At 60.7% G+C, this 26,325-nt stretch carries 24 protein-coding genes and 1 pseudogene; 13 read left to right on the plus strand and 12 right to left on the minus strand.

Annotated features, from left to right (window positions below):
• The first annotated feature begins 1,189 nt into the window (after positions 1-1,189).
• On the plus strand, positions 1,190-2,428 hold the full coding sequence (locus tag IF809_RS34030; RefSeq protein WP_462839732.1) for a hypothetical protein: 1,239 nt from the start codon (positions 1,190-1,192) through the stop codon (positions 2,426-2,428).
• A gap of 32 nt (positions 2,429-2,460) precedes the next feature.
• Here the strand turns inward: IF809_RS34030 and IF809_RS34035 are convergent, their stop codons facing one another.
• Both IF809_RS34035 and IF809_RS34040 read right to left on the minus strand, forming a co-directional pair.
• Entirely contained in the window at positions 2,461-3,243 is a 783-nt protein-coding gene (locus tag IF809_RS34035) for an enoyl-CoA hydratase/isomerase family protein (RefSeq protein WP_462839733.1), read from the minus strand.
• Between the two features lie 126 nt (positions 3,244-3,369).
• Positions 3,370-5,460: a molybdopterin oxidoreductase family protein gene (locus tag IF809_RS34040; RefSeq protein ID WP_462839734.1), complete on the minus strand. Its 2,091-nt coding sequence runs from the start codon at positions 5,458-5,460 to the stop codon at positions 3,370-3,372.
• 235 nt (positions 5,461-5,695) lie between these two features.
• Here IF809_RS34040 and IF809_RS34045 point away from each other — a divergent pair, with 235 nt between their 5' ends.
• Genes IF809_RS34045 through IF809_RS34060 form a run of 4 tightly spaced genes read left to right on the plus strand, consistent with a single transcriptional unit; the run spans position 5,696 to position 9,970 of the window.
• A complete protein-coding gene (locus IF809_RS34045; RefSeq protein WP_462839735.1) occupies positions 5,696-6,667 on the plus strand; it encodes a tripartite tricarboxylate transporter substrate binding protein in 972 nt (323 codons plus the stop codon).
• Positions 6,668-6,678: 11 nt separating this feature from the next.
• Positions 6,679-7,149, plus strand: a complete 471-nt coding sequence (locus tag IF809_RS34050; RefSeq protein ID WP_462839736.1) for a (2Fe-2S)-binding protein — start codon at positions 6,679-6,681, stop codon at positions 7,147-7,149.
• Positions 7,146-9,275 (plus strand): xanthine dehydrogenase family protein molybdopterin-binding subunit, encoded by a 2,130-nt coding sequence (locus IF809_RS34055; protein WP_462839737.1) that lies wholly within the window; start codon positions 7,146-7,148, stop codon positions 9,273-9,275. The genes IF809_RS34050 and IF809_RS34055 overlap by 4 nt, the downstream gene beginning before the upstream one ends.
• Entirely contained in the window at positions 9,272-9,970 is a 699-nt protein-coding gene (locus IF809_RS34060) for a molybdate ABC transporter substrate-binding protein (RefSeq protein WP_128965100.1), read from the plus strand. Before IF809_RS34055 ends, IF809_RS34060 begins: the two co-directional genes overlap by 4 nt.
• A 9-nt stretch (positions 9,971-9,979) precedes the next feature.
• Here IF809_RS34060 and IF809_RS34065 read toward each other — a convergent pair whose 3' ends face one another.
• Entirely contained in the window at positions 9,980-10,786 is an 807-nt protein-coding gene (locus IF809_RS34065) for an SDR family NAD(P)-dependent oxidoreductase (protein WP_128965099.1), read from the minus strand.
• A gap of 369 nt (positions 10,787-11,155) precedes the next feature.
• Here IF809_RS34065 and IF809_RS34070 point away from each other — a divergent pair, with 369 nt between their 5' ends.
• The 4 genes from IF809_RS34070 (at position 11,156) to IF809_RS34085 (ending at position 14,859) form a co-directional block, all read left to right on the plus strand.
• Positions 11,156-11,899 (plus strand): GntR family transcriptional regulator, encoded by a 744-nt coding sequence (locus tag IF809_RS34070; RefSeq protein ID WP_462839738.1) that lies wholly within the window; start codon positions 11,156-11,158, stop codon positions 11,897-11,899.
• A gap of 57 nt (positions 11,900-11,956) precedes the next feature.
• Positions 11,957-12,949: a TRAP transporter substrate-binding protein gene (locus tag IF809_RS34075; RefSeq protein WP_128965097.1), complete on the plus strand. Its 993-nt coding sequence runs from the start codon at positions 11,957-11,959 to the stop codon at positions 12,947-12,949.
• An 88-nt stretch (positions 12,950-13,037) separates the two neighbouring features.
• Entirely contained in the window at positions 13,038-13,553 is a 516-nt protein-coding gene (locus IF809_RS34080) for a TRAP transporter small permease (RefSeq protein WP_128965096.1), read from the plus strand.
• Positions 13,554-13,569: 16 nt separating this feature from the next.
• Positions 13,570-14,859: a TRAP transporter large permease gene (locus IF809_RS34085; protein WP_128965095.1), complete on the plus strand. Its 1,290-nt coding sequence runs from the start codon at positions 13,570-13,572 to the stop codon at positions 14,857-14,859.
• Between the two features lie 82 nt (positions 14,860-14,941).
• Here IF809_RS34085 and IF809_RS34090 read toward each other — a convergent pair whose 3' ends face one another.
• The 3 genes from IF809_RS34090 to IF809_RS34100 form a co-directional block, all read right to left on the minus strand.
• A complete protein-coding gene (locus IF809_RS34090) occupies positions 14,942-15,670 on the minus strand; it encodes a Crp/Fnr family transcriptional regulator (protein WP_453982765.1) in 729 nt (242 codons plus the stop codon).
• A gap of 314 nt (positions 15,671-15,984) precedes the next feature.
• On the minus strand, positions 15,985-16,959 hold the full coding sequence (locus IF809_RS34095) for an ABC transporter substrate-binding protein (RefSeq protein WP_462839739.1): 975 nt from the start codon (positions 16,957-16,959) through the stop codon (positions 15,985-15,987).
• A 197-nt stretch (positions 16,960-17,156) separates the two neighbouring features.
• Positions 17,157-17,963, minus strand: a complete 807-nt coding sequence (locus IF809_RS34100; protein WP_453982763.1) for a helix-turn-helix domain-containing protein — start codon at positions 17,961-17,963, stop codon at positions 17,157-17,159.
• Positions 17,964-18,119: 156 nt separating this feature from the next.
• Here IF809_RS34100 and IF809_RS34105 point away from each other — a divergent pair, with 156 nt between their 5' ends.
• Both IF809_RS34105 and IF809_RS34110 read left to right on the plus strand, forming a co-directional pair.
• Complete coding sequence (locus tag IF809_RS34105) at positions 18,120-19,106, plus strand: Bug family tripartite tricarboxylate transporter substrate binding protein (RefSeq protein WP_462839740.1); 987 nt, start codon at positions 18,120-18,122, stop codon at positions 19,104-19,106.
• Positions 19,107-19,108: 2 nt separating this feature from the next.
• On the plus strand, positions 19,109-20,005 hold the full coding sequence (locus tag IF809_RS34110; protein WP_462839741.1) for an MBL fold metallo-hydrolase: 897 nt from the start codon (positions 19,109-19,111) through the stop codon (positions 20,003-20,005).
• Between the two features lie 233 nt (positions 20,006-20,238).
• On the opposite strand, the pseudogene IF809_RS34115 reads toward IF809_RS34110, so the two are convergent.
• The 4 genes and pseudogenes from IF809_RS34115 to IF809_RS34130 all read right to left on the minus strand — a co-directional run.
• A pseudogene (locus IF809_RS34115) lies at positions 20,239-20,639 on the minus strand (IS5 family transposase); the annotation flags it as partial.
• 249 nt (positions 20,640-20,888) lie between these two features.
• Positions 20,889-22,208, minus strand: coding sequence for a TAXI family TRAP transporter solute-binding subunit (locus IF809_RS34120; RefSeq protein WP_462839747.1), 1,320 nt, complete (start codon positions 22,206-22,208; stop codon positions 20,889-20,891).
• A gap of 171 nt (positions 22,209-22,379) precedes the next feature.
• Positions 22,380-22,733, minus strand: a complete 354-nt coding sequence (locus tag IF809_RS34125; RefSeq protein ID WP_462839742.1) for an HdeA/HdeB family chaperone — start codon at positions 22,731-22,733, stop codon at positions 22,380-22,382.
• 339 nt (positions 22,734-23,072) lie between these two features.
• Entirely contained in the window at positions 23,073-23,738 is a 666-nt protein-coding gene (locus IF809_RS34130) for a helix-turn-helix domain-containing protein (RefSeq protein WP_462839743.1), read from the minus strand.
• 399 nt (positions 23,739-24,137) lie between these two features.
• Here IF809_RS34130 and IF809_RS34135 point away from each other — a divergent pair, with 399 nt between their 5' ends.
• Complete coding sequence (locus IF809_RS34135; RefSeq protein WP_462839744.1) at positions 24,138-24,539, plus strand: hypothetical protein; 402 nt, start codon at positions 24,138-24,140, stop codon at positions 24,537-24,539.
• Here IF809_RS34135 and IF809_RS34140 read toward each other — a convergent pair.
• Both IF809_RS34140 and IF809_RS34145 read right to left on the minus strand, forming a co-directional pair.
• Positions 24,523-25,281, minus strand: a complete 759-nt coding sequence (locus IF809_RS34140) for an outer membrane protein (protein WP_462839745.1) — start codon at positions 25,279-25,281, stop codon at positions 24,523-24,525. The two genes, IF809_RS34135 and IF809_RS34140, sit on opposite strands and share 17 nt — an antisense overlap.
• A 165-nt stretch (positions 25,282-25,446) precedes the next feature.
• Positions 25,447-25,707 (minus strand): hypothetical protein, encoded by a 261-nt coding sequence (locus tag IF809_RS34145; protein ID WP_462839748.1) that lies wholly within the window; start codon positions 25,705-25,707, stop codon positions 25,447-25,449.
• Positions 25,708-25,937: 230 nt separating this feature from the next.
• On the opposite strand from IF809_RS34145, the gene IF809_RS34150 reads away from it, so the two are divergent.
• Positions 25,938-26,201, plus strand: coding sequence for a hypothetical protein (locus tag IF809_RS34150; protein ID WP_462839746.1), 264 nt, complete (start codon positions 25,938-25,940; stop codon positions 26,199-26,201).
• The last annotated feature ends 124 nt before the right edge of the window (positions 26,202-26,325 follow it).

A 26,325-nucleotide genomic window follows, 5' to 3' on the forward strand; every position in this document is an offset into this window, starting at 1 on the left:
ACCCACAGGAGCGTGAGCATAGCGACGCCGAAGGCAGCACGCGGGACCGAGTGCAGCGACGAGACCGGTTCAATCGCGGCACCCGGGAACGGGGCAGTGATAGCGATCGCCGCAGGCGAGCCCCTTTCCCGAGTGTCCCCGGCGAGGAGTACCAACTCTCGCGCGAGGGATCGAAGCCGCAAGGCCGAGACGCTGCGCGGCTCGGTTTACGAGAGCCCGGTGCGGCCCTGGCCGCACGCGCGCAAACGCAGAGACGGAAGTGAATTTACTCGCGTGCGCCGTCAGCCGTGTCCGGTCACAGACCAGCTCTAAGCCAGAAAGCACCGCTTGCCCGCCGGAGTGCGGCGTGTCGACATTCCGACAATTGAAGCTCCTAACCGTGGTTTCGATGCGAATTTCAGGACAGATTGTCGGAATAAAGTCTGATTACTAACGAGAGTCAGATGCCTCTCGGCCAGCGGACAAATATCACCACGCCGAAGAACATTGAGAACGGTGCCCATCTCTTGAGGGGCTGCTCGTCAATTTCGGCCACTCCTTTCCCGACCAGCTCTCAAGCTAACCTGATCGCTTTCACTGCGTATTCCAGATGTCGCACCGGCCCCGATCTGGTCGCACACACTGGCCCAATTTCGCGCCAGCCCCACCGATTCCCGCACCAGCTATCGTCGCGCCTTGTTTCTTCGCCAATTTTAGTGTTCGGATTCGAGCGCTTGATCGACTGAAGCTCGCGCGCCAAGCATGGCGCACACAGACCAAGCAGCTTTGACATCATTCTGCATGCACCAGCGAGAGATAACAGCGAACAATCCTCAAGGCTTAGATCTGAGGCGAACTATCCGTGCGGATGGAGACTAATGGGATCGCGCATTTCACTTCCTGCTCGTTACCCGCCAGTCGGCGCATGGCCAGCCGTCATGCGGGCGGACATGGTCGCAGCCTATTTGGATTACCGCGACACCGCCGAACTTGCACGCGCGATAGTCCGCGGGGACGCTCCTCGGCCGACGCATTATCATGGAACTGGACGCGCCCGGCAGCCAGCTTGGTCGAAGGCAGCCATTGATGACTTCGCGGCCCCGTACAGCACCGCAAACCCGAACAGGCTAAACCGCCAAAACTTGATCTCGCTCGTATGAATTTGTCCAACACGGCGCCTGCGCTTCCTCGTTACTGCAGGCGAAAGGCATTGAAGCATGGCGGCTGGGCGTATTTTTTTGAGCCCCCCACCTGGGCATGCAAACAAGGTTGTCCGCTGGAATCTGAGGCTCTCGGCGGGGATTACGCTGCAGCTGTAGACCGGGTCAAGAATGTCCTGTTACCAGCTTTTGACAGCTGGCGTTCCGGGGGGCTAACGGACATGTCTCCGGCTTCTCCTACACCTGGCACTTTCGATTGGCTCGTATGGATCTTCAAGACGCACCAGAAGTGGAAAGAAGTCGATCACAAAACGCAGCGGCTCTACGATCAAGGCTTAGCGCTATTCGCTAACCACGAGCTAAAAGATGGCAGTCGAGCGGGCTCGAAACAGATTTCAGCCTTCACGAAAGGCTTTGTGGATGCCGTCTATGCGAAGTTGCTGGTCGTTGAACGGCAGCAAGCGGACGGTAGCACCGTCAAATACGAACGCCGGCGCTTCGCAAATGCAGCGATGACGGCCTGCAGGCGCGCTTGGTTTGTGGGCCAGCGCGCTCACGAGGCAAAGGTCCCCGAAATAAACCCATTCTCCCGAATGGGGCTAAGGTCCCGTACGCCCGGACAGCCCGCGCGTGAGACACCCACGGCGAACTGGGCTGAGCTTGTCGCGTTTAGGCACGCCGCCCAGACACTCGGGTTTTGTTCGATCGCTACTGCCGCTTTGCTGAGCTGGGAGTGGCTGCAGCGCGAAGAACATGTGTTTGGAATCTTCGAAATAGCGCATTATCGCCCTGAGGGACGACCAGATAGTGTGAGGATTCTACATCCCAAGAACGGTGGAGAAGCATGGTGGCCTCTCTTTGACGAAAGTGGCACGGCGCTTTTCCCCGAGTTGATGACAGAGCTCGACGCAATCAAAGAAAGGCAGACTTCCGGATTAGTTTTCCGCCGTGACCATCCCCATCGACGATCAAGCGTTTCCCTTCCGTGGATCACCGAACGCAAAGACCTGCGTTACCTGCGCTCCGTGGTTAAAAAGATCATCGCCGCAGCTGGACTTCGCAACGAGCTTTCTTTCACATCTTTTCGCCACGGCGGCTTCACCGAGGGCGCCGACAGCGATCTCACAGACGCTGAGTTGCGTACGGCTGGCCGTCATCGATCAAGACATCAATTACCGACCTATGCCAAGCGCACGCGAAAGCAGCTAATTGTCGCTTCCAAGAAGCGGCGGTTGCAACGCTGTGGAATGGTTGCCTTCAACGACCAACTCGCGCCCAAACGGATGTAAGGCGTTTGCTTGCCCTCCATTCGATGTTTGGTCTACCTCCCCGTCCAGACCGGCTTGCGCTTCTCGCTGAATGCTTTGAGGCCCTCCTTGGCGTCCTCCGTCATCGCCAGCAGGGCGATCTGGCTTTCGGTATAGGCGATGCTTTCGTCGAACGACATCGCGGCGATGGCGCGCATGGCGTATTTGCCGCGGCGGATCGCGGTCGGGGATTTGTCGACGATGCGGCCGATCAGCCAGTCGATCTTGGCGTCGAGCTCAGCCGTTGGCACGACATAGTTGAGCAGACCCGCTTCCCTCGCCGCCTTGGCATCAAACGGCTCGCCAGTCAGCGCCCATTCATTGACGAGGCGTCGCGGTGCGATCTCCTGCAGCAGGCTCAGCACCTGCATCGGAAACACGCCGACCTTCACCTCGGGAAGGCCGAAGATGACATGATCTGCAGCAACCGCCATGTCGGTCATGCACAGGAGGCCCATGCCGCCGGCCATACAGACGCCGCCGACGCGCGCGATCGCGGGCTTGGTCGCGTTCTGCGACAAGCGCAGCAGATCGGCATAATCGACATTCGGCCTGGAATGATCCATCGCGAAAGCTGCGCCGGAATTTTGTAAATCGGCACCAGCGCAAAACGCCTTATCGCCGGCGCCGGTCAGCACGATGACGCGGACATCCTTATCGTCATGCGCGTCGCGATAGCCGCGCGTGATGCCGGCGATGACGTCGCCATTCAGGGCGTTGCGCTTCTCCGGCCGGTTGATGGTGATCCAGAACGCCTGCCCACGCTTCTCGGTGATGACGGCTGTGGTGTCGGTCATAATGCGATATCCTTGCTCCCGATTTGCAGCCATTTGCGGCAGCTCGAGCGCAAGGTGCAAGGGCAATCTGGCAGGAGGCGCCGCATTAGCGGCTCAACACAAAATTGCCGAGCATCAAAGCGCGGTTCAAGCGGCGGCGGCTTTTCTGATCCAGACCTTGTTGTCGTGGAACGCCGCCCCGCCGATCGGGGCGATGGTGTCCGCACCGGTCAGCATGTTGATCCCGCGGCCGCCGATATGATTCTTGTTCGGATGCACGGACTCCGCGATCAGCACGCCGCGCCGGACGCCCGCGAATAATACGGCAATCAGCGTGGTCTCGCCCCTGACATTGCCGAGCGTCACCGCATCCCCCCCGGCGATGCCAAGCGCGGCCGCATCGAGCGGATGGATCATCACGCTCGCTTTGCCCTCGCGCGCCTGCGAGGACGGGGTCTCATTGAACGTGGTGTTGAGGAAGCTGCGCGACGGGCTGGTCGCAAGCCGGAACGGATGAGCCTGATCGGTGTGCTCGATCACGGCCCAATGGTCCGGCAGCGACGGCATCTGGGCGTAATCCCCCATGATCTGGCCGAATGGCGGATGCGCCCAATCGGCCTTGAAGTGGAATTTCCCGTCGGGATGCGCGAAGCCGTCGAGATAATGCGAGGTGCGGAAATCGGGCTGCAGATCGCGCCAAATGTCGGCTTCGAGCCGCGCAATGTCGCCGTGGTCGCTGAGCCTCAAGGTCGTGTCGATCAACTCGCGCGGGTTCATCTCGAAGCCGGGATGCTTGGCGCCGAGCCGGGGCGCCAGTGCCTGCAGCACCTCGTGATTGGAGCGGCATTCGCCGGGCGGATTGATCAGCTTGGGACCGACCGAGATGTGCTGGTGTCCGCCGCCGTAATAGAGATCGTCATGCTCCATGAACATGGTCGCCGGCAGCACGATATCGGCCATCTGCGCCGTCTCGGTCATGAATTGCTCATGCACCGCGACGAAAAGATCCTCGCGCGCAAAGCCCTGGCGAACCAGCGCCTGCTCCGGCGCCACCGTCATCGGGTTGGTGTTCTGGATCAGCATCGCCTTGACCGGACCCTTGCCAAGCAGGGCCTTCGCATCGCCGGTGAGAATGCGGCCAATTTGGGATTGGTCGAGCGCGCGGACCCTCTGGTCGAGCGCATCATGGCCTTCGATGACGGACTCGTTGAAATGCCACAAGGCGTAATTGTTAAAGAAGGCGCCGCCGCCTTCATATTGCCAGGCGCCGGTCACGGCCGGAATGCAGTTCGCGGCATGCATCTGCGTCGCACCATTGCGCGAGCGGGTGAAGCCGTAGCCGAGACGGAAGAACGCTCGTTTGGTCTTGCCGACCGCCTTTGCAAAGGCCTCGATCTCCGCCACTGGCACGCCGCAAATCGCGGACGCCCATTCCGGTGTGCGCGACTTCAAATGCGCCTCGAGTTCAGCAGGACAATCGGTGTACTTGTCCATGTAAGCGCGATCGGCATAGCCGTCGCGGAACAGAACATGCATCACGCCGCAGGCGAACGCGCCGTCGGTGCCGGGCCGCAGCAGGATCTTGATGTCAGCCTGCTTCATGGTCTCATTGTCGTAGATGTCGATCGCTGCGATTTTCGCGCCGCGCTCCTTGCGGGCCCGCGCGGCGTGCGTCATCACATTGACCTGCGTGTTAACGGGGTTGGTACCCCAGATCACGACGAGATCGGACAGTGCCATCTCGCGCGGATCTACGCCGGCGATCTTGCCGGTGCCGATCGCAAAGCCGATGCGTCCGACATTGGCGCAGATGGTCTGGTAGAAGCGCGAATACTTTTTAACGTGCGTGAGACGGTTCAGGCCATCACGCATCACCACGCCCATCGTCCCAGCGTAGTAGTACGGCCAGATCGATTCCGCCCCGAACTCGCGCTCGGCCTCGTTGAAGCGGGCGGCGATCTCGTCCAGCGCCTCGTCCCAGCTGATCCGTGCAAATTGACCGGAGCCTTTCGGCCCGATCCGGCGCAGCGGATAAATCACCCGTTCCGGGTGATGGATGCGCTCGGCATAGCGGGCAACCTTGGCGCAAACCACCCCGGCCGTATAGGTCTGCTTCTTCGATCCGCGCACCCGGCCGATGCTTCGGCCTTCGACCACCTCGACATCGAGCGCGCAGGCCGACGGGCAATCATGCGGACAGGTGGAGTGGCGGATCTCGATTTTGGCGTGCTGGTTCATGGAGATTTCGTAACACCAAAATACCTGTCAGCCGAGGGCATTTATCCGGCAATGCCCATGCAAAATGCTCAAAGGCCGCGGGAGGCCGTTCCTCCCGCGACTGCGAAATGCCCCGCCGCCACACCGCAAACAGCCCGCTATTCCCAATCAAATTGGTTTTGTGAGGCGTCGACAGTCCGCGGCCGCTGCCGCTACACTGCCATCAAACAAAAGCGAGTTCAGGGAGGTGGGTGTGATGGCCCGACGATTGATGCTGGCGCTGGCCGCCGGCCTGCTCACCGCGTTCTCCGCCAGTCCCTCTCCAGCACAAGAATATCCCGCGCATGCGGTCCGCATCGTCGTGCCGTTCGGCGCCGGCGGCCCAGCCGACGTCGCGGCCCGGCTGATCAGCCAAGCCCTCCAGGAGCGCTTTGGCCAGCCCTTTGTGGTCGAGAACCGCACCGGCGCGGGCGGCGTCATCGGCACGGTCGAGGCGGCGAAGTCCCCAGCCGACGGTTACACGCTGCTGATGATGTCCAATACCCAGACCGCCAATGAATCGCTGCTGACGCCGGAACAGCGCAAATACGATTTGATGCGCGACCTCGCCCCGATTGCGCCGGTGAACTATTCCGATCTCGTCATCGTGGTGAACCCACAGGTCCCGGTGAAGACGCTGGCCGAGTTCATCGCGCTCGCGAAGGCGCAGCCCGGCAAGCTGAACTACGCCTCCTCGGGCCAGGGCACGCCGTATCACATGGCCGGCGAGCTGTTCAAAGCCATGGCGGGCATCGACATCGTTCATGTCCCCTACCGCAACAGCGGCGAAGCGCGGAGCGGGGTGATCGGCGGCCAGGTGCAGATGATGATCGACGCGGTGCCGGCGATGGCGCCGAACATCGGAGATAATCAGGTCCGCGCGCTTGCGACGACCGGCAAGCAGCGCTCGACCGTGCTGCCGAACGTGCCGACCGCCGCTGAGGCTGGTGTCGCGGGCTACGAGGCAACGATCTGGCTCGGCCTGATGGCGCCGGCAGGCACACCAAAACCTGTCATCGACAAGCTCAATTCAGCCGTGAGTGCCATGGTAAGACGGCCCGACATCGTCAAGCTCTGGACCGAGCAGGGTGCCGTGTCCATGTCGATGTCCCCAGAGGAATTCGACAGGTTCCTGCGCGGCGACATCGCGAAATGGGCCGACGTCGTCAAGAAGTTCAACAAGTCCTGAGCCGTCTGCTTATGCCGACCATTCAGTTCCAGCTCAACGGCACCCCGACTGCGGTCGATACCGATGCGAATGAGATCCTGCTCGATGTGCTGCGCGGCCGGCTCGGAATCACAGGTGCGCATTTCGGCTGCGGCGCCGGTGAATGCGGCGCCTGTCACGTGATGGTGGACGGCCGCGCGATGACCTCGTGCGACATGCCGATGTGGTCGGTGGTGAACAAGGACGTCATCACGCTCGAGGGCCTCGGCAGCGCCGAGCAACCTCATCCGCTGCAAACGGCCTTCATCTCCGAACAGGCGATGCAATGCGGCTATTGCGTGTCGGGAATCCTGATCAGCGCGGCGGCGCTGCTCAAGCGCAATCCATCGCCGACGGAGGCCGAGGTCAGGGCGGCCCTCGACCGCAATCTGTGCCGCTGCGGATCGCATAACCGCATGGTCCGCGCCGTGTTACGAGCGGCAGCGGAGATGGCCACCTCATGAGTGCGCCGTCGGCTCCCCCGAAACTGCCGCCCAGCCTGGCAGCCAATCCAAGACTATCGTCTTGGGTGAGGTTCACCGGCGATGGCCGCGTGGCGATCTCGCCCGGCAAGGTCGAGATCGGCCAGGGCATTGTTACGGCGCTGGCGCAGATCGCGGCGGACGAGCTCGACGTCGAGGTCGGCCGCATCGAGATGATCCGTGCCTCGACCGCTGCGAGCCCGAACGAAGGCGTCACCTCCGGCAGCCTGTCGATCCAGCAATCCGGCCGCGCGCTGCGTCAGGCGTGCGCCGAGGTGCGTCAGCGCTTCCTTGTCGCAGCATCCGAGCGTATCGGCCTCGATGTAGCGTTGCTCACTGTCGAGGATGGCACAATCGGCGGCCCTGGCAATGTCAGGACCAGCTATTGGGAGCTCGCGAGCGAGGTTTCGCTCGACCACGATGCTTCTGCCGGCGTCACAGCGAAGACTGCCGCCAAGCGCGCGGTGGCCGGACATTCGGTGCAACGCGTCGACATTCCCGACAAGGTGTTCGCCCGGCCGCGCTTCCTCCATGATCATACGCTGCCGGGACTGCTGCACGGACGCGTGCTGCGGCCGGATATGCCAGGCGCGAAGTTGCTCACGCTCGATGAAGCAGCCGCCAACGCCGTTTCCGGGCTCATCGCGGTCGTCCGCGACGGCAGCTTTGCGGGCGTTGTCGCCGGCAGCGAGGCTGCGGCGGAAGCGGCGCTGAAAGCCTTGCGCCGCGGCGCGACATGGTCGGCCGGCGAGCCGCTCCCGGACGAAAACGATCTGGCTGGCTTCTTGAGAAGCCAGCCGGCCGAGACAACCATCATCGATACCAGAGCCGCGGCAACGACAAGAGCTACCCGCACGCTCCGCCGGCAATACACAAGGCCCTATATCGCGCATGCATCGATCGCACCCTCCTGTGCGATCGCGCAATGGGCTGGCGAGCGAATCCATGTCTGGACGCACAGCCAGGGCGTCTACCTGCTGCGCGCCGACCTCGCCATCGCGCTCAAGCTGCCGGCCGAGAACATCGTCGTCGAGCATATGGAGGGCGCGGGCTGCTACGGGCACAATGCGGCCGACGATGTCGCGCTCGACGCGGTACTGCTGGCCAAAGCCGCCGGCGGCCGCCCGGTACGCGTGCAGTGGTCGCGTCACGACGAAATGTGCCACGCGCCGTTTGGTGCGGCGATGGCGATCGAGATCGAAGCCGACCTCGAGGCCGAGAACGAGATCGTCGGCTGGCGCCATGCGATCTGGAGCAACGGTCATGCCGCGCGACCCGGACGCGCGACACAGTCTGCCCTGCTGGCGGCAGGCGAGCTCGCAAATCCCTATCCGCGCATGATCTCGACGAATCCGCCGGCGGCCAATGGCGGCGGCGGCGACCGCAACTCGGTTCCGCTCTACGACTTCCCGGCCTGGACGATCACGAGCCATCGCCTGCTGACCATGCCAGTCCGCACCTCGGCACTGCGGAGCCTCGGCGCGCAAGGCAATGTGTTCGCCATCGAATGCCTGCTCGACGAGATCGCGGCCCTGCGCGGTGAAGATCCGATCGCATTCCGTTTGAGACATCTCCGCGACGAGCGAGCGAAGGACGTCATCCGCGCCGCCTCGCAACGCGCCGGCTGGAAGCCTGCGAGGCAATCCGGCATCGGTTATGGCGTCGGCTTTGCTCGCTACAAGAACACAGGCGCCTATTGCGCCGCGATTGCCGAGATCGAAGGCACCGACGACATCCGCGTCAGGCGCTTGACGCTGGCGGTCGACGTCGGTGAGGCCATCAATCCGGACGGCGTGATCAATCAGATCGAGGGTGGCGCGATCCAGGCGACGAGCTGGGTGTTGAAGGAGCGGGTCCGTTTCGACCGGACCCACATCACCTCGACCTCCTGGACGGACTATCCGATCCTGACCTTTAGCGAGGTGCCAACGGTTGATGTCGAGATCATCCAGCGGCCGGAGATCGAGCCGGTCGGCGCAGGCGAAGCCGCGCATGGCCCAGTGACGGCAGCTATCGCCAATGCGGTTCATGATTGCCTTGGCGTGCGCCTGCGCGACCTGCCGATCACCCGCGACCGAATCATCGCAGCCATGGAGCTCGCATCGTGACGTCAGTGAACATCTTGAGCGGCGGCGCAGCGCAAGGGCTGGTGCGCGGCCTCACCGAGGCCTTCAAGGCGCAGACCGGATTCGACATCGATGGCGAATTCGGCGCCGTCGGTGTGATGGCCGACAAGCTGCGCGCAGGCACGCCGGCCGATCTCGTGATCCTGACACAAGCCCTCCTCGCCAAGCTCGCCTCGGACAGGCTGGTCACCCCCTCCTCAATCGCCGATGTCGGGCGGGTGGAAACCGCCCTCGCCGTCCGCAGCCGCGATCCCAAGGTGAGCGTGAAGACCGAAGCCGATCTGCGCGAGGTGCTGCGGTCCGCGGACGCCATCTACGTCCCTGATACCAAGGCCTCGACCGCGGGTCAGCACGTCGCAAAGGTGCTGGATCAGCTCGGCATCGCCTATGAGGTGGCTTCGCGCCTGAAGATCTTTGCGAATGGCGCAACGGCGATGCGTGAGCTGGCCATGTCCACTGCGACCCGACCGATCGGATGCACACAGGCGACCGAAATCATCGCGACCGACGGCATCGCCCTATCAGGGGCGCTGCCGCCCGGATGCGAGTTGGTGACGATGTACACGGCCGCCGTGACCGCACGGGCCGCGCATCCGGACGAGGCATCCGCACTGATCGCACTGCTGACCGGCGCAGCGCACAGAGAGCTGCGCCAGCGCGTCGGCTTTGCCGGCTAGATGCGAACCTTACTTGTGCAATTGCGTCAGACCGGTCGGCGGACCGTCGACCCCGGTCCAGCCGCCGTCGACGAATAGCGTGCTGCCGCTGACATAGCTCGCGGCATCCGAGGCGAGATAGGCAACGGCGGTCGCGACCTCGTCGGCGCTGCTCCAGCGGTTGAACACGGTGTGGCCCGCATAGAGATTGTAGATGTCGGGCCGCTGCTTGAACGGACTGGTCAACGCCGTCTCCACGATGCTCGGCGCAATCGCGTTGACGCGCACCCCGGCATGTCCGACCTCGGAGGCAAAGCCCTTCACCAGGAGGCCGATCGCCGCTTTGGTCGAACCGTAGATGCCCAGGCCCGGCTCGATCGTCACCGCGCGCACCGAAGAACAGGCGATGATGCTGCCGCCCTTCTGCTCGACCATGATGCGGCCAAACGCCTGGAAGAACCAGACCGTGCCTTTGACATTGAGGTTCAGGACACGGTCGAGATCCTCCTCGGTATAATCGAGAATGGTCTTGCGGATATTGAGCCCGGGCGTCGTCACGGCGATATCGAGCCGCGAAAATTTCTGCATCACCGTGCTGGCGAGCGCATTGACGTCGGCAGCGTTCGCAGCGTCGCAGGCGGAAGCCTCGGCCCAGCCGCCCTTCTCGCGGATGCCCGCAGCCGTCGTCTCTGCCCCATCAAGCGCGCGGTCGGCGCAGACGACGCGAGCGCCGAGCCCGGCCAGCGCCTCTGCCGACGATTTGCCGATGCCCGATGCGGCGCCAAGCACCACGGCCGTCTTGCCGGTGAGATCGAAGAGCTTGCGATAGTCAGTCACGGTCACATCCCTTTTATGTTGCAGCCAGATCGCTCATTGCAATCCAACCGGCCGAGTCGCGAGAAGTTCGGCTACAACATTCGCACACCGAGCAGCCGCCCCATCAATCCAAAAACAGCATCGATCGATGCTCGCTTCAACTTGGACTCCTCACTCCGCGCGCCCTTAGGAAAGGCAAACGGGGAATGGTTTCAGGGAGCGGCGCTTGAGCGCGAGACATCCGGCATGGCCGCAAGGACGATTTCGCCTGGGTTTGGTTCGAGAACTTCCGATTCCTGCCGCCCTCGGGGAGCCGGCCCCCTCCTAATCTCCTAGTTGATCTCTTCGTAGCTCCTCTCGTATACTAATATATCAGTTTACAGAGCTCGCATGTCCGCCCGATCGAAGAAGAAAACTGAAGCCTTGCCCGCTTCAGCCACGACCGGCACTCGCCGCGCCAAGCCACCGCAACGAGCGACGGCTTCGTCGCGCATCTATAGCGAGCTGCGCAGCGAGTTGGTCTCAATGCGACGCCGGCCTGGCGAGGTGATCTCCGAAGCCGAGATCGCATTAAGCTATGGCGTCAGCCGCACCCCGGTACGCGAGGCGGTCCTCAAATTGTCGGATGAGGGCCTGCTCGACGTTTTCCCGCAATCGGGCATTTTCGTTTCCCGCATCCCCCTCGCCGCCCTGCCCGAGGCCATCATCATCCGCAAGGCGCTGGAAGAGACCACGGCCCGGCTCGCGGCCGAGCGCGCGACAGCGAGCCAGGTTCTGCAATTGCGATCGATCGTGGAACGCCAGCGCGAGGCGGATGAGGCCGCCGACCGTGTCGCCTTTCATCAGGCCGACGAGCTGTTCCACGCCACTATTGCCGATGTCGCCGGACATCCCGGAATCTGGAGGCTGATCCTGCAGGTGAAGGTGCATGTCGACCGGTATCGTCAACTGACGCTGCCGGTCACCGGGCGCATGACGCAGGTGATCGCCGAGCATGAGCCGATCCTTGCGGCGATCGAGGCCCACGACCCGAAACGTGCGGGGATTGCGATGGAGCGGCATCTCGACCGGCTGCTCCGCGACATCTCGGAGACGCAACATACCAATCCGGAGTTTTTCGCCAGCACGGAATGACCGGATCTCCGGTCAATAACGAACACACACCGAAAGAATCAATGAGGGAGGACGACCATGCTACGCCGTGATTTCATCAAATTGAGCGCCGGACTGGGTGCTGCCACGCTGGCTCCGATCTCGTCGGGCCGCGCCCAGACCAAGGCCGTGTTCAAAGCTGCCGACGTGCAGCCGGTCGGCTATCCGACGGTCGCCGCCGTCGAGAGCATGGGCAAGAAGCTCGCAGAGGCGACCCAAGGGCGTCTGTCGATCCAGACTTATCCTTCCGCCCAGCTCGGCGCCGAAAAGGAAACGATCGAGCAAACCCAGATCGGCGCGATCCAGATGCTGCGCGTCAGCGCCGGCGCAGTCGGCCCGATCGTCGACGACATCAACGTCGTCAACATGCCTTTCCTGTTCAAGAACGTGGAACAATCCTGGAAGATGATGGACGGTGAGGTCGGCCAGGAGCTGCTCGAGAAGATCACTGCCAGCCCGAACGCCAATCTGGTCGGCTTGTGCTGGATGGATTCCGGCGCGCGTAGCTTTTACAACACCAAGCACCCGATCAAGTCGATCGCCGACGTTCATGGCCTGAAGCTTCGCGTGATCGGCAACCCGATCTTCATTGACATGGTCAATGCGCTCGGCGGCAACGGCATCGCCATGGGCTATGATCAGGTGTTCTCCTCGCTCCAGACCGGGGTGATCGACGGCGCCGAGAACAACCCGCCGAGCTACGTATTCAGCAACCACTACACCGCGGCAAAATACTATTCGCTGACGGAGCACCTGATCATTCCGGAGATCCTCTGCTTCTCCAAGCGGTCATGGACCGCGCTCTCGGCCGACGACCAGGCGCTGATCAAGAAGTTCGCGCGCGAAGCCCAGCTCGAGGAGCGCGAGCTTTGGAAGAAGTATGAAACGACTGCGATGGAGAAGGCCAAGGCGGCCGGCTGCGAGATCGTGGAGATTGCCGACAAGAAGCCATTCCAGGACGCGGTCAAGCCGGTGTGGGACAAGTATGGTCCGAAATACCAGGCTATGATCAAGCGCATCCAGGCGCTCTGAGCGATCTCAAACGAAAGCCAAAGCGCGACCATCACTCTTCGCGCTTTGGCATCGACTATTCGAACCACTGACAGAGCAGGAAACGCCGATGGCCGCACTGTTTCGCCGAGCGATGGACTTTCTCTACCTGTCATGCGTGATCGTCGGCTGCACCGCGCTGGTCGCGATCTCCGCGGTGATCCCTTGGGCTGTGTTCACGCGCTATGTGCTCAACAGTGCAGCTTCCTGGCCGGAGCCGACGGCCGTGCTGCTGACGATCGTGTTGACCTTCATCGGCGCCGCCGCCGGCTATCGACTCAACCTGCATATGAATGTCGCCTATTTCGCCAAGAAACTGCCTCCGCCTCTGCAACGGGCAACCGACATCCTGGTGCAGCTGCTGATGGCGCTGATCGCACTGTTCATGGTGATCTGGGGCGAGCGCCTGGTCGAAGTCACTTGGTACAACACTATCCCCGACTTCCCGTCACTGTCGGTCGGCGTCACCTATCTGCCAATTCCGATCGGCGGAGTCTGCCTTCTGCTCTTCGTGATCGAGCGAATTTTCCTCGGCGTGCCGCCCGATCCGATCGGGAAGCATTCCGAAGCCGCCCCCTTCGAGTGAGCCGGGAGTCATTGCAATGGACATCTTTATCCTCCTCGGCACGATGATCGTGTGCTTCCTGATCGGCATGCCGATCGCCTATTCGCTGGCGATGGCGGCGATCGCCGGCGCGCTGTCGGTCGGCATCCCCCTGGAAGCCCTGATGCTGAAGATATCGGACGGGGTCAGCAAGGTTGCGATGCTGACGATCCCCTTCTTCGTCCTCGCTGGCGCCATTATGGCCGAAGGCGGCATGGCGCGGCGGCTCGTCGCCTTTGCCGATGTGCTGGTCGGCTTGACGCGGCTGCGCGGCGGACTCTCGATCGTCAACGTACTGGCGACGACGTTCCTCAGTGGAATCTCAGGCTCGGCGGTGGCCGATACCTCGGCGATCGGCTCGGTGATGATCCCCCAGATGGAGAGGAACGGCTACCCACGCGTATTCGCCACCAACCTTACCATCTCCTCGTCAGTCCAGGCGCTCCTGGTGCCGCCGAGCCACAACGCCGTGCTGTATTCGCTCGCGACCGGCGGCACCATCTCGATCAGCGCACTGTTCATGGCCGGCGTCTTTCCGGGACTGTTGATTGGATTTTCGCTGATCATCCTGTGCCTGGTGATCGCCTATCGCGAGGGGCACCCGCACGGCCGCACTGTCCCCGCCAGGGATGCGGTCAAGATCACGATCGACGCAGCCTGGGGGCTGATCACGCTCGTCATCATCCTCGGCGGCATTCTGGGCGGCATCTTCACTGCGATCGAAGCGGGCGCAGTTGCATGCATCTGGGCGTTCTTCGTCACCATGTTCATCTACCGCGACTATAAATGGCGCGATCTGCCGGTGCTGCTACACCGGACCTTGCGAACGGTCGCGATGGTGATGACGCTGATCGCCTGCGCTTCCGCCGTCGGCTACATCATGGCGCTGACGCAAATGCCAGCGAAGATGACGGCGTTCTTCCTGTCGATCTCGAGCAACAAATACGTCATCCTGCTGCTGCTCAACGTGCTGTTGCTGCTGCTCGGCACGCTGCTCGACATGGCACCGTCAATCCTGATCGCCACGCCAATCCTCCTGCCAGTGATGCAGAATTTCGGCGTCGATCCCGTGCATTTCGGCATGATCATGCTGCTCAACCTCGGCATCGGCCTGTGCCATCCGCCCGTCGGTGCGATCCTGTTCGTCGGCTGTGCGGTCGGCAAGGTCTCGCTCGAAGAGGTCATGCGCAAGATCTGGCCGTTTTACGGCGTCATGCTGTTCGTGCTGATGCTCGTCACTTTCCTGCCGGAGATTTCGCTCTGGCTGCCGCGTCACATCCTGCACTGAAGCAGGCTCTTCGCGGAAGACCGAGCGCGCCTCGCGGGGCTGGACCCGCGTGGAGGCCATCAGCGACCCCTGACTGGCAAGATCACTCGCCGTCGAGCCCGCTCTCGGCAAGTTCGCGGAGCGCATCGGTATCGAGCACGACGATGGCGCCATGCTCGAGGCGCACCCAACTTCGTCCGGCCCAGGCACGCAGTTGCTTGTTGATGCTCTCGCGCGTCATTCCCACCATCTCGCTGATCTCCTGCTGGGTGATCGAGAGCGTGCCGCTGCCGGAGTCGAGCTTGCGCTCCTCGGTGAGCCCGAGCAACGCGCTCGCGAGCCGCCCCGGCAGATTCTGCAGGATCACCTGCTCGACCTGCTGGCTAGTCCAGCGCAGCCGCGCGCAGAGCAGTTCGATGAATTTCATTGCGAGCGCGGGCTGGCTCTTCACGAATGGCAGGAAGTCGCGGCGGTCAATGATATAGAGCTCGCAGTTGGTGTTGGCAGTCGCGTCCGCTGACCGAGGTGCACCATCAAGAACGGCAATTTCGCCGAAGATTTCACCAGGGCCGATCAGATTGAGAATGGCGTTCCGACCATCGGGCGAAGAAGAGGAAATCTTCACTGTGCCCGAGATCACCGCAAACAAGGTGTTTCCGGGATCGCCCTTGGCCGCAATCGTTGCACCGCGCTTCACCGTGATGTGCTTGGCGTAGCGGCACAATTGATCGAGCGCTTCCGGATCCAGATCTGCGAAGATCGGATGCTTCCGCAGGACGGACAGTTTATTACCCGACGACTGCCGGGGGTCGCTGGTCTTGTCCTGAGGCACGCCGCGACTCCTAAGACTGCGAGGCACTGGGTTCCTGCGTAGTCAAGGTTGCCCGCCTTTTCAACCAGAAAGCGGGCGCAGTTTGCAGCAAGCATCGCAAGAATGCCGCAATCACGCCACGAAGTCGCACCCGCAGGCTGCGCCGACGCAATTAACGCTATGCAAAGTTGCGCAAACAGCCCCTGGCAGAGCATAGACATTCCGTTAAATTTGGAGAGACCCCGCTGGACCAGCCAACCTCTGATCCTAGGCTTCATCCCCATATTATGCACAAGCTTCCTTCCACATTCCCACACACCCTAAATCAAGAGCGGTCATTCAATGACCTCGTCCGCGGATGCTAGAATGGAAGACGGCAGGTCTAGTCCAAGCGCTTTTGCAGTCCGTAAATTGAGGACGGTTTCAAACCTCGTTGGTCGTTCTACGGGTAATTCTTGTGGTCGCGCGCCTTTGAGGATGCGGTCTACATATGACGCCAATCGGTGGTACGAATCGGACAGCTTCGGTCCATACGTGCAGAGGGCGCCACTTCTTGCAAATATTGGCCAGCCGGATATGACCGGCACCCGATGTTGCATCGCGAACTCGATTATTGGGGCACGATTTTGGATGGCAAAGCCATCTGCAAAAAGCGAGATCGCTTGCGGCGGATTACGGTTCATCGACGCAAATGCGGAAGTGAGTTGGTCCTGGGTTGACGTGCCGAAGAAATCGGCGGCGACGCCAAGTCTTTTGGCCGTTTCCTCCGAGTATACGCGCTCGATGTGCGAGCCCGGATGCTCCGGGTTGCCGATGATTGCGACACGCTGCAAACTTGGAACGGCATCTCGCAAGATTTGCAAGCGCTTGGCGTTGAGTTCGGCCGCCATAAGCGTTAGGCCAGTCATATTGCCGCCTGGCCGGGAAAGGCTGCTGGCCAAGCCAGCCAGCACAGGGTCTCCGCTAAAGACGTATACCGTAGGAGTTGACAGTTTGAGGTCGTTTACGACCGTTGCCGCAGACCCTTGGACAACCAACAGGTCGACGGGCTTACTTACCAACTCGGCGGCAAGCCGCGGCACGCGCGTCACGTCATCATCGCCATAGCGATAGATGATTTCTAGGTTTACATTCTCGATGTAGCCGAGTTCGTCGAGGCCAGCCCTAAAGGCGCCGACAAACGGGGTAAGGCTCGGTTCGCGCTGAGTTGTAAGAAATCCTATCCTGACAATGCTCTTGCCCGCAGCCTGCGCTCGCTGCGCTATACATACGAGAGCCAGGCTCGAAGACAGAAAAATCCGCCGATTCATTTGGCCGTCCCGATGAGAAGTACCTACACTAGCCAAGTTTCATGGCGTCATCCAGCGACCGCTGCGTCACGTTTGCGTCTGCGGCCCGTCTGCGCTGTGGGTTAAATGGGCAGCCAGCAAGCCCTACGTCGGGCCATATCTCGGAGGCCGACTCGCCGCGCCTCGGCTGAGGTCAGCCACCGGGCCAGCAGAAGACATCATCGCTTTCTTCGCCTTCGGACTGAACTTACAATTTCCGCCGCTGCATTCTGAAGTTCGGCGAGATGGCGGGCTGCGAAGGCTTCGATGGAGACCGCGTTCTTAAGCCAGAGCATGTTGATCGCTCCTAGCACACGGGAGCCGTCCCGCAGAGGAACAGAAATTGAAAATAGACCGTCGGAGTGTGGCGGTCCGCCATAGTAGCCGCCGGTGTGCATGGAGTTGCGTATACCGTAACCGCGCGCCCTGACCTCGCCGAGAATGGCATTCAGCCGCGCAGGTTCGCGTGCCAACCGGTCCTCGGGGCGGTTCGATTTCCGTAGCAAGTCAATGACGCGCTGGCGTTCTTTCGCCGGACAGTACGCAAGATAGGCTGTTCCGACCGCAGACCACAGCCAATTAACCGGCAATCCGATCCTCTCTTGCTGCAACAGAAACGGACTGCGCGCGCGGGTTGTCTCGCGAATTTCCATGTGATCGCCGGCGGGCACCATCAAGTCAGACGGCCAGGACACGCGCTCGCACAAACGCTCAAGGATCGGCGCCGCGGCTTCCGCAATCTTGTCGCGATGTTCACGGCGTGAGGGCGCATGCGAAAGCGTCGCGCCGATCCGATAACGACCGTCGCCAAGTCTGCGGGTAACGAGGCCCGATCGGCCTAAGGTATGCAGGATGCGCAGCAGGCTTGGCTTGGAGATGTTCGTGAGAGCGTAGAGCTCCTGCAGCGAGGAGTCCGGCTGCATTTGCAGTGCCTGCAACACCTGGAGCCCTCGCTCCAGGCTCTTGATGATCTTGGGTCCTGCCACCGAAGCTCTCCCCCTCAGTCCAGATTTCACAATGTGGAACATACCGTTCCACAATGTGGAACGCACGTCGATTCTTCTGGCAGCTCACGGCGGCGCGGTCGAAAGTATCGTGCCAGCAGGCTCGGATTGAGAGTTCATCGCTCGATGGAGACTTCCATGATGCCTCGCGTGTCTAGCCAAAGAACTGCATTGCCAATCGCGGCCGTGGCGCTTCTGATAGCTTCTGGCCTGCCGATTTCAGCACAATCTTTTCCTTCCGGGACGATTCGATTCGTGGCGCCGAACTCGGCCAGTACTCCGCCCGACATCGTAAGCCGCATCATTTCAAAGGAATTAGCGGAATCCGAAGGCTGGCGCGTGATCGTCGAGAACCGCCCGGGCGGCGTCACGACCATTGCTGCGGCCGACGTCTTAAATCAACCGGCGGACGGCAACAGCATCTATGCGATGTCGGTGCCGTCCGTCGCGGCACCGTCCCTGTTGCCCAAAATCGCGTTTGACCTCGACAAGGATTTCGACCCTGTTATCAAGGCGACCGTATCCTACAATGTGCTGGTGGTGAATCCGTCCGTGCCGGCTACAACAGTGGCTGAGCTGGTGGCCTTGCTAAAAAGCCAGCCAGACAAGCTGACGTTTTCCTCGGGGGGATTCGGCACGCCCGCGCATCTGATCGGCGAGCAATTCAAGCAGCAGACCGGGACGCGCGCCCAGCACGTTCCCTACGCCCAGTTTTCGCAGGCAATCGGCGACCTGCTCAACGGCACCAACGCCTTCCAGTTTATCACCATCCTGCCTGTGGTCGACCTGATCAAGACCGGCAAGCTGCGGGCTCTGGCAGTGACCGGCCCGAAGCGCGTGCCGGCCCTTCCTGACGTGCCAACCATCGTCGAAGCGGGTTATCCATCGCTGGTGGTCGAGGACTGGACGGGGTTCGCGGTCAAGCACGGCACGCCGAAGGAAACGGTGACGCAGCTCAACGCGGCGATCAACAAGGCTCTCCAAAAGCCGTCGGTGCGGGAAGCACTAGGAAAGATCGGCGCCGAACCAGCAGGCGGCACGCCCGAGCAATTTGGCCGCATGGTCGGCGATCAGATCACGCACTGGCACCAGGTCGTCTCCGACGCCGGCATTAAGGTCCAATAGCAATGACCGCGGATTTCCGGGTGACGCTGCTCGGGACGGGGGTACCTATCCCTCGTCCAAATCGGTTCGGGCCGAGCACGCTTATCCAGGCGGGCGATCACACTCTCCTTATCGATGCGGGTCGCGGCGCCACGATGCGGCTCTTTCAGCTCGGTGTGCCCATCGGCAAAGTCGATGCGCTATTGCTTACGCATTTTCATTCGGACCACACCGTGGGCATTCCCGACCTCTGGCTGACAGGCTGGCTGAGCTCGTATTTCGCCAACCGTCGCCGGCCGTTCAACGTGATCGGCCCGGTCGGCACCGCACGGCTGATGCATCATCTCGAAGCAGCCTATGCGCAGGACATCGATATTCGCATCGAGGATGAGAAGCTCGTCCGCGAGCACGCCGCTATCGCCGTGAGGGAATTTACCCGGGACGGCATCGTCTATGAGGCCGGCGATCTAAGGGTTATTGCCTTCGCCGTCGACCATGGAAAGGCGATCAAGCCGGCTTATGGCTACCGGATCGAGTACCAGAGCCGGGTCGCCGTGATCTCCGGCGACACTCGCTACAACGCCAACGTGGTGCGCTACGGCGCGGGCGCCGATCTTCTGGTGCATGAGGTAGCGATGGCGCGCCATGAACTTTTGGATGAACTTGTCATCCAGCGCATCCTCAATCATCACACTTCGCCGCAGGAGGCTGGACGAGTATTTACTGAGACAAAGCCAAAACTAGCTGCCTTCACCCATCTCGTCCTGCTTGCGAGTGAATCCGTCCCCGCCCCTAGTATAGATGACCTAATTGCGGCGACCCGCGAAACCTATTCCGGGCCGCTCGTCGTCGGCGAAGATCTGTCGAACTTCGAGATAGGCGAGACGGTCTCTGTCGGAAGACTAAAAATGGAAGTCTGAAAAGGTCGTCTATGAGTCAAGGGCTGGCCTTAGAAGCCAACATGCGCTTCGTCGGTCATCTCTCGGGAGCGGACATCGCAGCGCTCCGGGCTGAGGTCAGCCACGCGCGATTCCGGACTCATACACCTACCCGGCCATTCTCCTCGGGCCTGGAAAGGCCGCAGTGTTGCGGGCGTGCAACTGAGTGCGAGAAAGCCCGGCCGACCTGCCGGTTTCGCCCGTCACCAGGTTGCGACCGGCTGGCCGTTTCTGTCCACGACAGCGTGAATCTTGCTGGACAGGCCCCCTCGCGAGCGACCCCTATCTTGATGATTGTTGTCCGGGATGCAGGCTCCGTGCTGATGCACCCGCACAATGGTAGTATCGATCATCTGGACCGCCGCGTCGTAACCGGCAGCAAGCGCATCCATGATTTGGTCCCAGACGCCGGCCCGCCGCCAAGGAACGAAGCGATTGTAGCAGGTGGTCCGGGTGCCATAGGTCTCTGGCAGGTCGCGCCAGGGCGCACCCGAACGGAGGACCCAAAAGATGTCATTGAGAACGCGACGGTCATTGCCCGCCGAACGCTGCGCGACTTGTTGGGCAGCATCGGCTTGATCGCGGTCCATTCATCATCGCTGAGTTCATAGCGCATGTTCGAGGCTCCGGTTTCGGAGCTTGAATCACATCAACGGCAATATCATCAAGTCGAACGGGTGCCCGTAAAGCCGCTAATGCCCTGAATCTACTCCTTTCGGCGGCTTAGCGGACATGACAGGACTCGTCGCTGAGTTACCCCTCTAGCGAACGACCCATAGCTGACGCTACCGCTTCTTGCTGCGATGTAGCCAAACGATCCGAGGAATCATGCCTAGCCGCTTTGAACGTGGAGTGGCCTCCGACTTTACTTTGGCAGCAGAGGCACCTTGGCCCGCGCAATCACAGCGCGGCGAACCAGACTGACGTGTTCACGGAGCGTGTAGGCCTCACTCGCGAATCCAGCCGGCGTGTGTATTCTCGCAACGGCCTCTTCAATGCGAGCGAGATCAGCCAGCCACTTGTCAATCGGCAAGTCACCCGTACGCGCGGCGACGTCTCGCTCTAGCAGAGCCAGTTCGCCGTACCACCGATAAATGCGCGACCGAACGTGCCAACGGACAAATTGAGGAAGGTAGTGGAGAAGCGGGACAAGAATTGCCGCCAGGGGCAGGAATATGATGATGGCACGCTCGCCCAACGAGGCTATCCAGAACGGCAAATACTGATAAAGGAAGGTACGCCCGAAGCGCCTGTGCTGGTCGGCATCAGCCGAGACGGGGAGATCCACCTGAGCCGTGCTTGGAAATTCTCCGGCGTCCTCGAAGAGACCTTGCTTGCCATGGATCTCTCTCGCGGCGTCCACCAACAAGTGTGTGATGGCGGGATGAAGACCCTTGCGGGCTGCCAGCATCTCTTTGGTCCCGATCAGATCAATTTCCCTTTCAGGAATATTATCCGCCAGGTCGATCACGCCAGGCGTCAATTTGAGTGTGCTGATGAAATTGAGGCGCCGACGATACGCCTCAGCCCTGCTGTAGCTCAACAGGCTGAGAGTCGGATCGCGAAGCGCGTTCCAAACGGCGGGACTGTCCGCGCCGTCGACAAAGATTGCGGCGTCAACGTCGCCTGAGCGCAGGGCAATCAGTGCCGCGATGTTGCTGAATGGCTCCATCGTGACGTTGTTCGCCGTAAGCCCGTTGAGCGCGAAAACGGACTCGCTGAGTGAACGTGCGCCGCTGCCGGCAACCCCGACCGCAACCTTCCGATTGCGCAACTCGTTCACATAGTTCAGCGGCTCTGCCTTGCGAAAGAAGATCCACATCGGCACGTAGTAGAGGCTCGCAAGCATCACGACGTCGTTCGAATCGGACTTTTGCGAGAGGCCGCCCTGCGTGAAGCCGATATCAACTCCCGAGCGCGGATCTTGTAACAATTGTAGATTGTCGGCGGGACCATTGGTGATCCGTTCTTCGATGGAGATACCGGATCGTGCCAGAATTTCGATGTACCGTCCTGCATACTGGTGCAAAAGACCGTCTTCCAGGCCGGAAGCCAGAACGATTCGACGCGGCGGAGCGGTTTGTAAAAGATGCGCTATCGCCCAGAGCGTCGCAGCGACTAATGTCAACAATACGATCGCGAGGCTCAGACGGCCGCGCGATGAAAGGTGTGCGAAATACTCCATTTTCACGCGTTTTCGATGCTAAGCGGGAAGAACACCAGGCGTGACGGCATCAGACGATCGAGGCCAGCCGCACTGGCACTTGACGATTGAGCGGCTGTACCGCTGCATTCCTGTCGCCCCATAAAAAGTTCGCTTACTGCTCGGCAGCAATTGGCCGGCAACGGACTCGGCTCACTTTTTCATCTTGATCCCATTTTGATCTCGGTACTGATTGAAGACGATCTCAATTGCTTGAATGACTTTCTTATCTCGGTTCGCCTTGCAATAGACGATGATTTCGTGCTCAAGATCCTTGGCGCGATCGACCTTCATCATGTGCTTTTTTGCAAGGCCGTTATACCAGCCGCTGTACCAAGCTGTCAGGTGATCGGCGTCCTCCTGGTAGGTGTTGGCAAGCTGGGCACACGTGAGAGCTTGAACATCAATGTAGCCATCAGGGCTGGCGTATGTCCTCAATTCAACCTGAGCTAGACAAGGCGTCATTATCATTGTCGCGAACGCTGCGGATACGAAAAACAATTTCACAACATGCCATCCTTCTTACATATCTTGCCAAGGTTCCCTATAATTTGGAAAGCCTCCATCATCACGCGATTGATATAGGTCAAGACTTTACGGGCGCACCGATGGCCAATGGCAAACATGCGTCAACAGCCTACCCAAACGGCAGCATCTGCCATGGATCGGCGGGATTGTCGGCTCGTGGCCGAAAGCGAAGAGCATGATGTCCTCCGGCGCGTCAGCAGCCAGGGCTAGGCCGAACGAGTTGGATTATCAGCCGTGTAGACACGATTGAGCCTTCGAGCACTCAATCGGCTCCGTACGGGCCACGGCTCGCAGACGCACTAGCCGCCGCGCCCCGCATCAGGCATCGTACTGAGCAAGCCGCTGGCGGTTCAGCAGAGTAAGGTGCCTCTGCGTCGTCCCAACAAAGCGCAGCAGCCCGTCGTCGCGAAGAATGGAAAAGGCCCGCGACACAGTCTCAAGCGTTAAGCCGAGGTAGTCCGCGATGTCTCGACGGCTCATGGGCAAGGCAACGACATCGGGCTTCGACTGCCGCTCGTCCATTTCGAGCACAAATGCAGCTACTCTCTCTAGCGCGGTCTTGCGGCCTAAAAGCAGCATGTGGTTTTCAGCGTGTTGCAGGGTCTGGGTAACGAGCCGGAGAAGGTTTGTTGTGCTGCCTTCTCGACTGGCCATGCTGTTGAGCAGACTTCTCCGTTTCATGAGACGCACTCTGGTTTCCACGAGAGCTTCGGCAGAAAATCGGTGGGCTTCGCCGTTCTCAAACCCGAACATATCGCCAGGCAAGTGAAATGAGTTGATCTGGCGGCGACCGTCGGCCAGCAACTTGTAGGTTCGTACGGCTCCTGAGATGATCTGATAGATGTATTCCGGCTCGTCTCCTTCGCCGAAAAGTTCGGTACCCTTGCGATATGTGAACTCGCTCGAGAAGACGCGCTGACCTGCGAGGGCAGCCAAGTGTCCATCGTTTAGGCGGCGGCTTGTTTCATTAGTCCTAACCAGCATGGTCGATCTCCCCGGAGCTAACGAACTTTAGGGAGGCGCCACATACGCAGATTGAGGTAGCGCAAGTGTGGACCGGACCTAGTAATTGCCCTAGGTCGCCCCAACGGGAGGTTTCACCATGCTAAAAAGAAAGCCACCAGCCTGCGGGAGCTGGCGGCTCAACTTGGGTCGCGTAGGAAGGGGCCACGCATGATCTTAATACTTCGCTATGCGACGTGGATGTTGATCCGCATCAACGGTCCGCAGCAAAGTGTGGACGGCATTTTCTCAGACGACCATTAGAAGTCCAGTTTATCTGTCCCATCAGCTCGCTGCCGCTCGCAATTCTTCTGGCATTTCCATCGACCCGGACTAACAATGGTATTGTTTTTAACCATTCAACTTACACGGAGAAATTGCATGGTGAACCCTGCCGTCTCCCGCAAAGCATTCCGTGGTCTCTTTACACTCTACACGCTCAGAGTTCATCACGACGACAAGCCCGCTGGTGAAGATCGCCTGTTGAAGCTGTCTCAATCGAGCGCAGATATTCCCGATGGGTTGCTGGATCTCTGGTCAAATCGCGCCGAAATGTTAGGGCCCCGAAATTATGGGTGCGGCCCTAGCTCATGCACGCGCCAGATTATTGATGGCGGGGCACCCTATGATCATGTGAGCGATTTTGTTCACGCGGTGCTCAGAGGAAGTGGAACAGAAGCAGCACTTATGCCGCGCGGTTGTCCGCAGTTATATCCAAGAAAAAAGCCCCGGCTCGCCGGGGCTTTGGTTTGCGAAGATGGTGCGATCAGTATCGGGCTGTGACCGGCGCCCCGTACCCACCAAAGCGGTAGTTCAACCGAAGCGTGACCAGGTCCACATCTTGGCTGACCCCGCTGCCGGTGAGGGTGAACCCTCCGGGGGTGACTACACCGGCGAAGCCGGCACTATCACGGCCCATCCAGAGATGGTCATACTCGATGCCGAACGACCAGTTTGGCGTGAAACCGTATTCCCAGCCAACACCAAGGGCGCCGCCCCAGCGCGTATGGCCTGCCGAGGCTAGGCCAACGCCGGTGACGTTGTTGAATATATCGAAGCGATTGCGCGTCACAGCGGCGCCGCCCTTCACGTAGAACAGCGAGGCGTTCCATGCCCAGCCGAGTTGCGCCGTGAACAATCCGATGCCGTCGATCTTGCCCGTGGTCGAGATCAATGGATCGATCAGACTGACGCGCGTGTTCTTAATTTCGGCCCAATCTCCCTGGGCTTCAAGGCCGAGCACAAACTGACTGGTTTGCCAGCGGTACCCGATCTGCCCGCCCAAGAGCCCTCCGGAGCGATCGGCGCAACCACCTGCGACTGTCCCCGCGGGCGTTACGAAATCTACGCAACCATGGCTTTGGCCCCAGCCTCCGTTTGCGCCGATGTAGAAGCCACTCCAATTGTAGACCGCCGCAATCGGCGCCGGCGGCGGAACCGCCTTGACGGCCATGTCGGCCGCCAAGGCCGGAGCCGTGATGCTCATCGCCACGAAGCCGACCGCAGCAATCGAAATCTTTTTCATCGTGTATCCTCTTTTCTGGAATAGTTTCCCTCAGAACCGCGCCTCATGCAGGTTGGCGTGCACAAGTGCTGCGAGCTTTGAAGTTTACGCGGGAGGGGGCTTTCGGCTCGTGCCAAAATGGCAACACTCGAGGACCATTTCTGTGCACGGTAACATGCATAATTATCATTCGAAATTGCCCGGCTCCGCGGCGCTGTCCTGCTCCTCGGCGAGCCAAGCGGTAATATCGGATGCTGGAATGAGCCGCCGGGGGCGTTGGGGATTTATCGTGCCCGCGAAGACAGCGAGGCCTTCGTCCAGCTTTGCACGAACGAACGCCTTGGCCTCTGCTTCCGTTGCGAAGGTCCTTGTTTCTCGAGGGCTCCGCTGCTTCGGCAGTGTGCCACGCTTGCGAATCTCGAAGCTGACGTACCAAGTCGGCGTCATGACCCGCACCAATCGATCGTACAGCCGGACCGGTCGACATTGTCGGTAGGGTGCCTTGTAGCCGGTTGATCTAAATCAAGATCACGCCTCGGGCTGTGAGACATCGACTGTGCGCTGAGGTACAGTTCACCATTGATTTACGTCAACGTCGCGCATCCTAGCCCGCGCACTCTATGGCATAACGAGCGGCTTCTGGCATTCCATTCGGCAAGCGCAAGAGGAGGACCATTATGAGTGCGAAGATGCGATTCTCGATGAAGTCCGCGACGGTCGCCGGCATCGCAGTTAGCGCGCTTCTAGGACTTGCAAGCGTCACGCTCAATCCATCACCAGCCCATGCGATCGTTTATTGCCAATACGTCGACTATCCGGTGGGTTGCGTTGCCCGCGCCGGCGTCGTCCTCCGTCCTCGCCCGGTGGCACGCGCTGCGGTTCGCCACAACGTTGGCGGTAATGCCAATGGCGGGGTCAATCGCGTGGGGCCGCGTCGCTAGATGCGTGCCTTGCAGGCCGCTTGAAGATCGAAGGCTTTCGCACCCACCGTAAGCGTGGCGCCGAGGCCCTTTGGATTGTTTGTGCGGAGTCATGAGAGCACCGTTAGAAGAGTCATCTTCTGGA

It is taken from the genome of Bradyrhizobium sp. UFLA06-24 (assembly GCF_054967145.1).

What these genes read in the sequence shown, in the direction of transcription:
- IF809_RS34035 (WP_462839733.1), bottom strand. Translation starts at nt 3,243, where the DNA reads ATGACCGACACCACAGCCGTCATCACCGAGAAGCGTGGGCAGGCGTTC.
- IF809_RS34040 (WP_462839734.1), bottom strand. Translation starts at nt 5,460, where the DNA reads ATGAACCAGCACGCCAAAATCGAGATCCGCCACTCCACCTGTCCGCAT.
- IF809_RS34045 (WP_462839735.1), top strand. Translation starts at nt 5,696, where the DNA reads ATGGCCCGACGATTGATGCTGGCGCTGGCCGCCGGCCTGCTCACCGCG.
- IF809_RS34050 (WP_462839736.1), top strand. Translation starts at nt 6,679, where the DNA reads ATGCCGACCATTCAGTTCCAGCTCAACGGCACCCCGACTGCGGTCGAT.
- IF809_RS34055 (WP_462839737.1), top strand. Translation starts at nt 7,146, where the DNA reads ATGAGTGCGCCGTCGGCTCCCCCGAAACTGCCGCCCAGCCTGGCAGCC.
- IF809_RS34070 (WP_462839738.1), top strand. Translation starts at nt 11,156, where the DNA reads ATGTCCGCCCGATCGAAGAAGAAAACTGAAGCCTTGCCCGCTTCAGCC.
- IF809_RS34075 (WP_128965097.1), top strand. Translation starts at nt 11,957, where the DNA reads ATGCTACGCCGTGATTTCATCAAATTGAGCGCCGGACTGGGTGCTGCC.
- IF809_RS34080 (WP_128965096.1), top strand. Translation starts at nt 13,038, where the DNA reads ATGGCCGCACTGTTTCGCCGAGCGATGGACTTTCTCTACCTGTCATGC.
- IF809_RS34085 (WP_128965095.1), top strand. Translation starts at nt 13,570, where the DNA reads ATGGACATCTTTATCCTCCTCGGCACGATGATCGTGTGCTTCCTGATC.
- IF809_RS34095 (WP_462839739.1), bottom strand. Translation starts at nt 16,959, where the DNA reads ATGAATCGGCGGATTTTTCTGTCTTCGAGCCTGGCTCTCGTATGTATA.
- IF809_RS34105 (WP_462839740.1), top strand. Translation starts at nt 18,120, where the DNA reads ATGATGCCTCGCGTGTCTAGCCAAAGAACTGCATTGCCAATCGCGGCC.
- IF809_RS34110 (WP_462839741.1), top strand. Translation starts at nt 19,109, where the DNA reads ATGACCGCGGATTTCCGGGTGACGCTGCTCGGGACGGGGGTACCTATC.
- IF809_RS34120 (WP_462839747.1), bottom strand. Translation starts at nt 22,208, where the DNA reads ATGGAGTATTTCGCACACCTTTCATCGCGCGGCCGTCTGAGCCTCGCG.
- IF809_RS34130 (WP_462839743.1), bottom strand. Translation starts at nt 23,738, where the DNA reads ATGCTGGTTAGGACTAATGAAACAAGCCGCCGCCTAAACGATGGACAC.
- IF809_RS34135 (WP_462839744.1), top strand. Translation starts at nt 24,138, where the DNA reads ATGGTGAACCCTGCCGTCTCCCGCAAAGCATTCCGTGGTCTCTTTACA.
- IF809_RS34140 (WP_462839745.1), bottom strand. Translation starts at nt 25,281, where the DNA reads ATGAAAAAGATTTCGATTGCTGCGGTCGGCTTCGTGGCGATGAGCATC.
- IF809_RS34145 (WP_462839748.1), bottom strand. Translation starts at nt 25,707, where the DNA reads ATGACGCCGACTTGGTACGTCAGCTTCGAGATTCGCAAGCGTGGCACA.
- IF809_RS34150 (WP_462839746.1), top strand. Translation starts at nt 25,938, where the DNA reads ATGAGTGCGAAGATGCGATTCTCGATGAAGTCCGCGACGGTCGCCGGC.